Annotated in this window: 8 protein-coding genes; 3 read left to right on the top strand and 5 right to left on the bottom strand. The window is 59.9% G+C overall.

Annotated features, from left to right (window positions below; genetic code table 11):
• Positions 1-57: 57 nt before the first annotated feature.
• The 5 genes from E4P32_RS00295 to E4P32_RS00315 all read right to left on the bottom strand — a co-directional run bounded on the left by E4P32_RS00295 (position 58) and on the right by E4P32_RS00315 (position 7,224).
• Positions 58-3,822, bottom strand: coding sequence for a DUF748 domain-containing protein (locus E4P32_RS00295; RefSeq protein WP_116433781.1), 3,765 nt, complete (start codon positions 3,820-3,822; stop codon positions 58-60).
• Between the two features lie 116 nt (positions 3,823-3,938).
• On the bottom strand, positions 3,939-4,601 hold the full coding sequence (gph, locus tag E4P32_RS00300) for a phosphoglycolate phosphatase (protein ID WP_116433780.1): 663 nt from the start codon (positions 4,599-4,601) through the stop codon (positions 3,939-3,941).
• A gap of 105 nt (positions 4,602-4,706) precedes the next feature.
• On the bottom strand, positions 4,707-5,405 hold the full coding sequence (gene ubiG / locus E4P32_RS00305; protein WP_116433779.1) for a bifunctional 2-polyprenyl-6-hydroxyphenol methylase/3-demethylubiquinol 3-O-methyltransferase UbiG: 699 nt from the start codon (positions 5,403-5,405) through the stop codon (positions 4,707-4,709).
• A gap of 110 nt (positions 5,406-5,515) precedes the next feature.
• Positions 5,516-6,136, bottom strand: coding sequence for an outer membrane protein OmpA (gene ompA / locus E4P32_RS00310; protein WP_116433778.1), 621 nt, complete (start codon positions 6,134-6,136; stop codon positions 5,516-5,518).
• Positions 6,137-6,420: 284 nt separating this feature from the next.
• A complete protein-coding gene (locus E4P32_RS00315) occupies positions 6,421-7,224 on the bottom strand; it encodes an OmpA family protein (RefSeq protein WP_116433777.1) in 804 nt (267 codons plus the stop codon).
• 182 nt (positions 7,225-7,406) lie between these two features.
• Between E4P32_RS00315 and gyrA the strand changes: the two genes are divergently transcribed.
• From gyrA to pheA, 3 genes are all read left to right on the top strand, one after another.
• Positions 7,407-10,082, top strand: coding sequence for a DNA gyrase subunit A (gene gyrA / locus E4P32_RS00320; protein ID WP_116433776.1), 2,676 nt, complete (start codon positions 7,407-7,409; stop codon positions 10,080-10,082).
• A gap of 141 nt (positions 10,083-10,223) precedes the next feature.
• The gene (serC, locus tag E4P32_RS00325) at positions 10,224-11,324 is read left to right on the top strand and encodes a 3-phosphoserine/phosphohydroxythreonine transaminase (RefSeq protein WP_116433775.1); all 1,101 of its coding nucleotides are present in this window, start codon (positions 10,224-10,226) and stop codon (positions 11,322-11,324) included.
• 170 nt (positions 11,325-11,494) lie between these two features.
• Positions 11,495-12,568, top strand: coding sequence for a prephenate dehydratase (gene pheA / locus E4P32_RS00330; protein WP_116433774.1), 1,074 nt, complete (start codon positions 11,495-11,497; stop codon positions 12,566-12,568).
• Positions 12,569-12,571: the final 3 nt, after the last annotated feature.

Genomic DNA, 12,571 nt, shown 5'->3' on the forward strand with positions numbered 1-12,571 from the left:
GGGGCGGCTCGCCCGATTATCAAGAGCGCGGGACGCGCCGCTGCCACCAGTGTTGCCTTACTGCTGCAAGCTCAGGTCGACCCGGCTGCCTTGTCCCTTGTCCTTGATGCCTTCGGCCGTGAGCTTGGGGGCGATCAGGAAGATGCGGTCGGCCGAGATGATGCTCTGGTCCTGCAGATAATTGCGCACCACGTCCGCGCGGCGCTGGGCCAGGTTGCGCAGGTCGTCTTCGGTGACCGGCGTGTTGTCGACGATCAGTTTCTGCATTTCTTCCGGTGGTAGGGACTTTGCGAGGCCGACCACGTTGCGCGGCTTCTTGAATTTCTCGTCCTTGTAGACCTTTTCCATGTACTTGGCGCGATCGGCGTCGCTGAGACTGTTGTCCTTGCCGGTCGGCTGGCCTTCCTTCTCGATGACGTCCTTGCGCTTCAGCGCGCGCATCTTGCGGTTGAGGACTTCCTGGCGCAGGCCGGCGTCGTCGACCGCAGGGTCGGCGCGGCCCATGACATCGATCTTGAGCGCTGGACGCTGGTGCAGGGCGTAGCCAAGCGTGTCGAGCTTCTTGCGGATGTCGGCGGTGATCTCGGACGAACCCGGCTCGAATTCAATGTAGCTGAGCTCGGCGTCGCCGCCGCCGCTGCCGAACATCGAGCTGATCAGCGCGAACGGCGACGTGACGGCCTTGACGATCAGGTTGACGAAGACGCGCATGATGATGCCGCCGATCGAGAATTGCGGATCGGACAGCGAGCCGGAAATCGGCAGGTTCAGATTGATGGTGCCGTCGCGGTCCTTGAGCAGCGACACCGCCAGCATCACCGGCAGCTTGGTGACGTTGGGGCCGTCGACATGATCGCCGAAGGTCAGCTGTTCAATGCGCACGTCGTTCTGCGCCACCAGCTTGTCGTTCTCGATCTTGTATTGCACGTCCATCGACAGCTTGCCCTTGGTGATCGGGTAGCCGGCGTATTTGGCCGAGTAGGGCGTCAGGCGCGGCAGCTGGACGCCGTTGGCGCTCGCCTTGATGTCAAGGAACATCGGTTTGAACAGGGGATTGAGCGAACCCGAGATCTGCAGCGGCGCATCGTTGTCGACCTTGCCGCGCAAATCGATGGTGGCCGGTTGCGGCTTGTCGGAAGCGATGCTGCCGATGGTGCCTCCCATGCCGGTCATGTTGACCGTGTAGTTCGGCTTGACGAAGTTGTCGGTGAAGTTGATGTTGCCGCTTTGCAGAACGGTCTGGCCGATGCGAATCACCGGGGCGTTGGGATCGGGCGCGGCGGGCGTGACCGGCGCGGTCGAGGTGGTGGTCTTGGCGACGGTCGTCGACGGCTTGTCTGCGCTGGTTTCCGGTGCAGTGACAGAGCTGCGCGGCGCTTCCTTGGAGACCACGATGTCTTGCAGGTTGAGCTTGCCTTGATCAGACAGGATGGCGCGTGCGTAGAAATCGGACAGCGCGATTTTTTCCAGCGTGACCAAGGGCTTGCCGCCGATCTTGGCGTTGATGCCTTGCAGGTTCAGCGTGCGCCAGCGCAGGAAGTCGCTCGACGTGAGCTTGTCGAGCACGCGGAAATTATTGAGGCTGGCCGAGCCGTTGTATTGCAGCGCCAGCGCCTGTTTGTTGATCGGCGGCGTCAGCGCCAGCTTGCCCTTGGTGCTGAGCGTGCCGCTGGTCAGCGTGACGTTGAGGTAGTCGGTGAAATAGGTCTGGAACGGCGCGATCGGCAGGTTCTGCGCATCCAGCGCAAGATCCACGGTTTTGAGTTGCGGCGCCGCTTGGCCGGTCACGGACAGCTTGCCGTTCTTGTTCAGTGTGGCCTGCAGCGACAGCTTGCTGGTCTGGTCGAGCTGGCTGGAGAGGTTGTCCACCTTGAGATCGAGAGCTTCGATGCGCAGCTTCTGGGCCGGCGTCACGCTGCTGTCTTCGTAGGAAATATTGCTGTTGCTGATAGACAGGTTGCGCAGACGCGCTTGCCAGGCGGTGGCGGCGGTATTGGCGCTTTGTTTCTTTGCCGGTGCCGCCGGTGCTGTGGATGCTGCGGATGCCGCAGATGTGGCGGCTGGTTCTTTGGCCGGCTCGCCGGCTGTCGCGGGTTTGCTTCCCGGCGCCGCCAGCAGGTCTTGCAGATTCAACGCGCCTTTGGCATCGCGGCGCAGATCGCCATTGAGGCCGACTACACGGAAGGCATCCGCTTCGGCTTTGCGGCCCTGCAAGTCGATGCTGGCATTGTCGAGCGCGATGGTTTTGGCGCCGATGACTCCGGTGGCAGCTTTGGTCTTGGGAGACAGCTTGAGGTCGGCGATTTCGACGCCGAGTTTGCCGAGCTTGACCTGGCCATTCGCAACCTGCACCTCGGTGCTGCCTGAAACCTGGCCGCTAAGTGCGCCGTTCAGCGAACGGTTGAGGTAGTTCTGATAGCCGCTCAGCTGGATCGCTTTCAAAGTGGCCGTGCCGTTGACCTCGCCTTTGAGTGGCGCCAGTGCGCCGGTGAAGCCGATTTCGCCCTTGCCGTTTTCGGTGAGCGACAGCGCCAGTTTGGCCGGCTTGGCGTCGGCCAGTGTGGAGACTTCTTCGGCGTCGACCGTGATCTTGTCGAGATGAACGGTCTGGCGCGGCGAGGCATTGGCGTCATCCGTCCATTGCACGCTGCCGTCGTGCACCAGAAGTTTGCGGATTGTGATCGCGGGAGCTGTCGCGTCCTTCGGTTCAGCCTTGGCTTCGGTTGCAGTCGTCGTCGAAGTCGCTGCTGGCGCCGGCTTCTTGGTGGCTGCGTTGGGTTTCGTGCGGTCGTTCTTGCCGATGCGGGTCCAGTTGATTTCTCCGCGGGCATTCATGTCGGCCCAGATTTGCGGCTTGTCGATGGCGATCTGGTCGATCACGCCGCTTAATTTGATGAGGTCGAGCTTGTTGATCTTGGCGGATACCGAGCCGATCTTGATCAGTGGCGCGGCATTTTTTTCCTGCACCGAGATGTCGGCCAGCGTGAGGTCGCCGTCGAGGCCGATCTGCGGTTTGTCCTTGTCGCGGCTGAAAGTCAGGTCCAGTCGCGTCGAAAGCTTCGCGCTTTCCAGTTTGACCGGCAGCGCGACCGGCGAGAAGGGCAGGTAGCTGGCGACATCCAGCTTGTCGATGTCAATTGCCAGGGTGGTGTCGAGCGAACTGGCGAAGAGTTTGCTGCGGCCCTTGAGCGAGAACGGGGTGCCGTTGACCGTCATCGACAGCACCGGTTGCACGAAGGTGTCCACGTTGCGTGGCAGGTTGGAGACAAAGGGCACGCCGATATTGAGCGCACGGATGTCGATGGTCTTGCCGCTGACCTTGTCGTCGAACAGGATGGCGCCGTTTTGCAATTGCACGTTGGCCAGCGAGAACAGCGTCTGGCCTTCGCTCTTGGGCATCGCCTGCACGCGGTCGATGATGTCGGAGAAGTTGTAGCGTCCGATGCCTTCATCGCTCAGCCGTACGACGTGGACCTTGGGTTCGACCAACTGGATTTCGTCGAGGATGGCGGCCAGGCGCAGCGCGGAAGTGGACGAGGCGTTGATCACCAGTTCCTTGGCGCTGAAGGCCGAAGTCTTCTGGTCCGGTTCATACAGCGTGACATCATGCACGCGCAACGCAAGCAGGAAGGGATTGAAACTGAGTTCGCCGATGTCGAGCTTGCGGCCGATCTTTGCCTGCGTTTGTTCGATCGCGATTTTCTTGACCAGCGACGGCAACGCGAGCCAACTGACCAGCGCCAGCAACAGCAGGAAAACGATGGTGTATGCGGACCAGCGCAAGGTGCGCAGTTGCCAGGCAGGACGGGGATGATTGGCCATGATCTTTCCTCGTGAGGAAGGTCGCGTGCGCCAGCGGCGTGCGCCTTCGTTTAATTGTATGGCCGGCGCCGGAAAGGCGTCGGCGGGTAACTCAACTACGGCAACGACGGTAACGGTTATTGCGTTTTGATCAGTTCCAGCAACTGCAGCGGATCGTGCAGCAAGACGTCGGCTTGCCATGATTCGGGTTCGACATGGCCGCAATAACCCCAGGCGGCCGCGATGGTGGGCATGCCGGCGGCACGTCCGGCCTGGATGTCGCGCAGGTCGTCGCCGACGTACCAGCAGTCGGCCGGGGCCAGTTGCAACCGGCTTGCCGCTTCATACAGCGGCGCCGGATGGGGTTTGGTGTGCGGTGTGGTGTCACCGGAGACCACGCATCCCGCATGGCCCAGGCCGATTTGCGGCACCAGCGGGTCGGTAAAGCGCGACGCCTTGTTGGTGACGATGCCCCAGGCGAGTCCGCGCGCTTCCAACTGCGTGAGCAGAGCGGCGACGCCGTCGAAGAGTTTGCTTTTGACGACCAGCTTTGCTTCGTAATTGTTGAGGAAGCGTACGCGCAGGTCCTCATATTCAGCGTCGTCCGGCTTGACGCCGAAGGCTGCGCCGATCAGGCCGCGCGCGCCGGCGGATGCCACCGGACGTAATTGTTCATACGGTGTCGGTTCCAGGCCGCGTTCGGCGCGCAACTGGTTGACGGCTTCGGCCAGGTCGGGTGCCGTGTCGGCGAGCGTGCCGTCGAGGTCGAACAGGATGGCGCGGGGTGTTTTCAATGGCATGGTCGTGACGGTGAAGACGGTTGGGGCAACAGCGGAAGCTGCTGCGATTTGCCGGCGATATCCGCTGCGGGACGTCGCCGGCTATTGCGTATTGAGTATGTGGTCTCAGGCCAGCGGCTTGCGGCACGCCACCATGTAATTGACGCTGGTGTCCTGGTTGATCGAGTACAGCTTGGTCAGCGGATTGTAGGACAGTCCCTTGAATCCATCGAGTTCCAGGCCGGCTTCGCGGATGAAGCGCGCCAGTTCGGCCGGCGTGATGAATTTCGCGTAATCGTGCGTGCCTCGGGGCAGCATACGCAATAAATACTCGGCGCCGATGATGGCGAACAGGTAAGCCTTGGGATTGCGATTCAGTGTGGAAAAGAACACGTGGCCGCCCGGTTTCACCATTGCCGTGCAGGCGCGCACGATGGAGGCGGGGTCAGGGACGTGCTCCAGCATTTCCATGCAGGTGACGACGTCGAATTGGCCTGGTTCACGCGCGGCCAGGTCTTCTGCGGCGATCTTTTCGTAGCGGACCTGGACACCGGACTCCATGCCGTGCAGGTCGGCGACCTTGAGCGCTTTTTCGGACAGATCGATGCCGGTTACTTTGGCGCCTTTGCGCGCCATCGATTCGGCCAGGATGCCGCCGCCGCAGCCGACATCGACCACGCTCTTGCCGGATAGCGCGGCGCGGGCGTTGATCCATTCCAGCCGGAGCGGATTGATTTCGTGCAAAGGACGAAATTCGGAAGTGGGGTCCCACCAACGATGGGCGAGATCGCTAAATTTTTGCAGTTCTTGAGGATCGGCATTCATAGGCTGAATGATAGCCGAAGCCACCTGATGCTGTCCGTCACAAAGCAAATTTCCATAAAAAAACCCCGCCGAAGCGGGGTTTTTCCTCGATTGAAAATCGCGTGTCGGTATTACTTGTTACGTGTACCAACGACTTCGATTTCAACGCGGCGGTTCTTGGCGCGGCCAGCTGCGGACTTGTTGTCAGCGACTGGTTGCGATTTGCCCTTGCCTTCAGTGTAGACGCGGTTAGCTTCGACACCCTTGGAAACCAAGTATGCCTTGACCGATTCAGCGCGGCGGACGGACAGTTTTTGGTTGTAGGCGACGGAGCCGACGGAGTCAGTATGGCCGACAGCGATGATGACTTCCAGGTTCAGACCGTTCAGGTTTGCAACCAGTTCGTCCAGTTTGGACTTGCCGGCTGGCTTCAGAACTGCCTTGTCAAAGTCAAAGAATGCGTCAGCAGCGTAAGTAACTTTTTCCGATGTCGGAGCGGCTGCTGCAGCGGCAGCTGGAGCAGCTGGGGCAGCGGCTGGAGCAGCAGCTTGAGCAGGAGCTTCTTCGCATGGGCCGTTGACAAACGCTGTTTGCCAGCACAGACCGAAGCCGCTGCGAGTAACGACGTCACGGCTGTCTTGCAGGTACAGGCTGTTTGGACGAACCTTAATGTCCTTGATTTCCTGTGCGGTCGCAGACAGAGCGATGGCTGCGGACGCAGCAGCGAAGACGAGTTTTGCTAATTTGTTCATGTTTCTCCTCTCGGGTGAGATATCCGCAGATAAACTGCGCTACAAAATTACGACATCAAAAAAACGAATAATATCATGTGTTCAGGTCGTTACATGCCCCACTTTGCAGGAGGGCGTGCAATGAACTTAGCCGCCATTCTGCCACAGGCTGGTGCAATCAGCGAACGTTGCCAAATAGTCCAATCAACGTTTTTAGTACTCTGTTGTTTTTTGGTAACAAGATGTTTAACTTCATAAAGTGCTGCAGTCTGTTGCCAAAAAAGCCAATTTTTAGCTAAAAAACCTTATTTTTCATGCCCTTGCACGTGAATAACCACACGCCGATTCGGTGATAGGCAGTCTGCCAATTTCCTGGCGGGAAGATTTTCCCGGCATTGCACAACGGGTTCATTATTGCCGGCCCCGACGATTTGAATCGGAGTAGCAACATTTTTGCTCTTCAGAAACTTTGCAACGGCTTCTGCTCGTTTGGTGGCGATTTCTTCATTATGTTTCCGGGAGCCAAGCCGGTCTGCGTGGCCGGTGGCAATAATTCCCTCAATTTCGTCGCAATTGGCCAGCCGATCCACGACTTGCTCCTGAATGCGCTGTTGCGCAGCCTTGTTCAGCGCCGTCTTGCCGAAGCCGAATGTCCGGCTTTCGGCGAGCGTGACCTCAAAGCTGCAGTTGGCACCTGCGGCCGGTGCGGCTGCGGCAGCGGCGATGGCTGCCGGATTATTCACCAGCGCCGGTGCGGTCGGGTTCGTGATGGGCGGGGCCAGTTCGCCATCGCAGCCGCTGAGGGAATCCGAGGGCGTCCAGTAACCGGTGCGCCAGCACAGACCGTACTGGCTGCGCGCGACACTACCCTGATTGTCCTGGCCGTAGGCGGTGGTGGTCGGCGTCGCGGCGACATTGGTGCTGCTCTGGGCACGAGCGGGAAGGGCAGCGCCCAGCAAGAGGCCGGGCAGGCCGAGGAGTTTATAAGACCTATTAATTAGAGAGTTGCGAGAGCATGAGCAGGATGGGCGGCGAAGAGCGGCTTGTCTGGCGGAAATGCTGCCGGCGCCGGGATTGCCGCAATGTGGTTTTCTTTTGAAGGCTCGCATTTTAATGATAATTACCGCTTTTGCCCGTATCTGTTTGTGCTCCCGGCTGCATATTGCCGGGGAGCTAAAACCGGTCCTGCAAAGGCTCGGCGTGCTAGAATGCTTCGTTTGTAGTCGCTGCCCGTAATGAACAGGTTCCGGGCCTGATTTAACCTCTCAAATCAATACCTCTCGACTCGCCAATGGATCAATTCGCTAAAGAAACCATCCCCATTTCCCTTGAAGAAGAGATGCGCAAGAGCTACCTCGATTACGCCATGAGCGTGATCGTCGGACGTGCTCTGCCGGACGTGCGTGACGGCCTCAAGCCGGTGCACCGCCGCGTGCTGTTTGCGATGCATGAAATGAACAACGTCTGGAATCGCCCGTTCGTCAAATGCGCGCGCGTGGTCGGTGAAGTCATGGGTAAGTATCACCCGCACGGCGACGCGTCGATTTACGACACGCTGGTGCGCATGGCGCAGGACTTTTCGCTGCGTTACATGCTGGTGGACGGACAAGGCAATTTCGGCTCGATCGACGGCGACGGCGCCGCGGCGATGCGTTATACCGAGTGCCGGCTGGACAAGATCGCCAACGAATTGCTGGCCGACATCGAGAAGGAAACCGTCGATTTCGATCCCAACTATGACGGCAAGGAACGGGAGCCGTCGGTGCTGCCGACCCGTATCCCCAACCTGCTGATCAACGGTTCGTCCGGCATCGCGGTGGGTATGGCGACCAACATTCCTCCGCACAACATCACCGAAGTCATCAACGGCGCGCTGCATGTATTGTCGAATGCGGATTGCACAATCGACGAACTGATCGAACTGATTCCGGCGCCGGACTTCCCGACCGGCGGGATCATTTACGGTGTGTCCGGCGTGCGCGATGGTTACCGCACCGGCCGCGGCCGCGTGGTGATGCGCGCCAAGACGCACTTCGAAGAATTCGGTCGCGAAGGCCGTACGGCGATCATCGTCGACGAGCTGCCGTACCAGGTCAACAAGAAGGCCTTGCTCGAGCGTATCGCCGAGCTGGTGCGCGACAAGAAGCTGGAAGGCATTTCCGACCTGCGCGACGAATCCGACAAGTCGGGCATGCGCGTCGTGATTGAACTCAAGCGCGGCGAAGTGCCTGAAGTGGTGCTCAACAACCTGTACAAGCAGACCCAGTTGCAAGACACCTTCGGCATGAACATGGTGGCGCTGGTGGACCGTCAGCCGAAGCTGCTGAACCTCAAGCAGATGCTGGAATGCTTCCTGTCGCATCGCCGCGAAGTGGTCACACGTCGCACGATCTTCGAACTGCGCAAGGCGCGCGAACGCGGCCACGTGCTGGAAGGTCTGGCGGTTGCGCTGGCCAATATCGACGACTTCATCGCCATCATCCGCGCGGCGCCGACGCCGCCGATCGCGAAGTCCGAACTGATGGCGCGCGCCTGGGATTCATCCATGGTGCGCGAAATGTTGTCCCGCACCGGTGCGGAAAACAGCAGCGGCATCGAAGCCTTCCGTCCGGAAAACCTGCCGTCGCATTACGGCATCCAGACCGATGGCCTGTACAAGCTGTCCGACGACCAGGCGCAGGAAATCCTGCAAATGCGTCTGCAACGCCTGACCGGTCTGGAACAAGACAAGATCGTCAATGAGTACAAGGAAGTGATGGAACAGATCGCCGACCTGTTGGACATCTTGTCCAAGCCGTCGCGCGTGACCACCATCATCACTGACGAACTGACGGCCGCGAAGAACGACTTCGGCATCGGCGTCAAGGACGAGCGTCGCTCGACCATCGAACACAACGCCACCGATCTCGGCACCGAAGACCTGATCACTCCGCAAGACCTGGTCGTGACGCTGTCGCACTCGGGCTACATGAAGTCGCAGCCGGTGTCCGAATACCGTGCACAAAAGCGCGGCGGCCGCGGCAAGCAAGCCATGGCGACCAAGGATGACGACTGGATCGATCAGCTGTTCATCGCCAACACGCACGATTACATCCTGTGCTTCTCCAACCGCGGTCGTCTGTACTGGTTGAAGGTATGGGAAGTGCCGCAAGGTTCACGCAATTCGCGCGGCAAGCCTATCGTCAACATGTTCCCGCTGCAGGACGGCGAAAAGATCACCGTGGTGTTGCCGCTGTCGGGCGAGAATCGCGTGTTCCCTGAGGACCGCTACGTCTTCATGTCGACCAGCCTTGGTACCGTCAAGAAGACGCCGTTGTCCGACTTCAGCAATCCGCGCAAGGCCGGCATCATCGCGGTCGACCTCGATGAGGGCGACTTCCTGATCGGTGCTGCGCTGACTGATGGCCAGCACGACGTCATGCTGTTCTCCGATTCAGGCAAGGCAGTGCGCTTCGACGAAAACGACGTGCGTCCGATGGGCCGCACCGCCCGCGGCGTGCGCGGCATGAACCTGGAAGAAGGTCAGCAGGTTATCGCACTGCTGGTCGCCGAAAACGAACAGCAGTCGGTCCTGACGGCTACCGAGAACGGCTTCGGCAAACGTACGCCGATCACCGAGTACACCCGCCACGGCCGCGGCACCAAGGGCATGATCGCGATCCAGACCAGCGAACGCAACGGCAAGGTGGTTGCGGCGACGCTGGTTGAAGCCAGCGACGAAATCATGCTGATCACCACCGGTGGCGTGCTGATCCGTACCCGCGTCGCGGAAATCCGCGAAATGGGTCGTGCAACGCAAGGCGTGACGCTGATCGCAGTGGAAGACGGCACCAAGCTGAGCGGTCTGCAACGTGTGGTTGAGTCTGATGCAGAAGAAGACAAGCTCGAAGGCGATGTCGAAGGTGCTGTTGGCTCCGAAGGCGGCGGTGATGCAGCCGCCGGTGAAAGCGACGCAACTGCGGAATAATTCGGGTTGAACACAAAATGACCGGCTGATGGCCGGTCATTTTCATCCTGTTGCGCTTGTTTGTTCGGTCGTCTGTTGCTGTCCTTCCTGGCCTTGTTCTTGTATCGTTGCCTTGTCTTTTCTTTATTTTTTACCTAGATCATGGTCTACAATTTTTCCGCCGGTCCGGCCGTATTACCGAAAGAAGTGTTGCAGCAAGCTGCCGACGAAATGCTGGACTGGCACGGCAGCGGCATGTCCGTGATGGAAATGAGTCATCGCGGCAAGGAATACATGTCGATCATCGAGACGGCCTTGCGCGACATGCGCGAGCTGTTCGCGGTGCCGGCCAATTACAAGATCCTGTTCCTGCAAGGCGGCGCCATCGCCGAGAACGCCATCATCCCGATGAACCTGGCCGGCTTGCGCGGCAAAGGCGCGGGCGTGGCGGACTACATCAACACCGGCTCATGGTCGACCAAGTCGATCAAGGAAGCGCGGCGCTATTGCGAAGTCAACGTTGCCGCCTCGTCCGAAGCTGAAAAATTCGCCCGCATCCCGGCGCGTGACACATGGAAGCTCTCCCGTAACGCCGCCTACGTGCATCTGTGCACCAATGAAACCATCGACGGCGTCGAATACCAGTTCACGCCTGACGTCGCAGCTGACACCGACAATGCGCCCATCGTGGCCGACATGTCGTCGCACATCCTGTCGCGCGCGGTGGATGTCTCCAAATACGGCGTCATCTACGGCGGCGCGCAAAAGAACATCGGCCCGGCCGGACTGACCATCGTCATCGTGCGTGAAGACCTGCTCGGCCACGCCTTGCCGATCTGCCCGTCGGCCTTCGACTGGAAGATCGTCGCCGATAACGACTCCATGTACAACACGCCGCCGACCTATGCGATCTACATCGCCGGCCTGGTGTTCCAGTGGCTCAAGCGCCAGGGCGGCGTGGCCGAAATGGAACGCCGCAATATCGCCAAGGCCGACTTGCTGTACGACTATCTCGACAGCACCGAATTTTATACAACACGGATTGCAAAGGACTGCCGTTCACGCATGAACGCGCCGTTTTTCCTGCATGACGAAACATTGAACGAGACATTCCTGGCCGGCGCCAAAGAGCGCGGCCTGCTGCAGCTGAAAGGCCACAAGTCGGTCGGCGGCATGCGCGCATCGATCTACAACGCGATGCCGATGGAAGGCGTAGAAGCATTGGTGGAGTACCTCCGCCACTTCGAACGCACACGCGGCTGAGAGCGACTGGAAAAACACCGCTGGCGGCGTTGCACCTCCTTGCCGTACTAGCGTACTGTCTGCGTCGGCGCGCCTTGCCACCGGCGTTTTGCCAGCCGCTCTCTGAGGGTTGGGCTGACCGCATTTATTTGCTGCCGGCCGGAACGGATTGAACAAGAAAGACCACAACAATGAGTGAAGACAAACTCTTGCCCTTGCGTCAGAAGATCGACGCCATCGATGCGCAAATCCTTGATTTGCTGAATCAGCGCGCGCGCGTCGCGCAGGAAGTCGGGCACGTCAAGGCCGAGACCAATGCGCCGGTGTTCCGTCCCGAGCGTGAAGCGCAAGTGCTGCGCAAGGCTGCCGAACGCAATCCGGGGCCGTTGCTGGGCACTGATATCCAGACCATTTTCCGTGAAGTCATGTCGGCCTGCCGCGCGCTGGAAAAGCGCGTGGTGGTGGCCTATCTCGGTCCCGAAGGCACCTTCAGCGAACAAGCCGTGTACCAGCAGTTTGGTCACGCCGTCGAAGGCTTGCCGTGCGCGTCGATCGATGAAGTATTCCGCGATGCCGAAGCCGGCACTGCTGATTTCGGCGTGGTGCCGATCGAGAATTCTTCCGAAGGCGTGATCAATCGCACGCTGGACCTGCTACTGCAAACCACGTTGCGCATCAGCGGCGAGATTTCGATCCCGGTGCACCACAGCCTGATGACCAAAGCGGGCGGCATGCAAGGCGTGACACGCATTTGCGCGCACTCGCAGGCGCTGGCGCAATGCAACGCCTGGCTCAACCAGAATTATCCCGGCGTCGAGCGCCAGGCCGTGGCGTCCAACGCCGAAGCCGCGCGCATGGCCGGCGAAGATACTACCGTGGCCGCCATCGCCGGTGAAATCGCCGGGCAGAAATACAACCTGCAAACCGTCAACGCGCACATCCAGGACGACCCGCACAACCGCACGCGCTTCGCCGTCATCGGCCGCCTGCAAACGGCGCCGTCCGGTCGCGACCAGACTTCCATCGTGCTGTCCGTGCCGAACAAGGCCGGCGCCGTCTACAACCTGCTGGCGCCGCTGGCCAAGCATGGCGTATCGATGACGCGCTTCGAGTCACGCCCGGCGCGCATGGGTGCGTGGGAATATTATTTCTACGTCGACCTCGAAGGTCACGAGCAGGACGAAAAAGTCGCCAAGGCGCTGGCCGAGCTCAAGGAGAACGCCGCGTTCTTCAAGCTGCTCGGCTCTTACCCCTTTACCGTATAAATC

The sequence above is a fragment of the Herbaspirillum sp. 3R11 genome, assembly GCF_004563925.1.
Classification (GTDB): domain Bacteria; phylum Pseudomonadota; class Gammaproteobacteria; order Burkholderiales; family Burkholderiaceae_D; genus Herbaspirillum.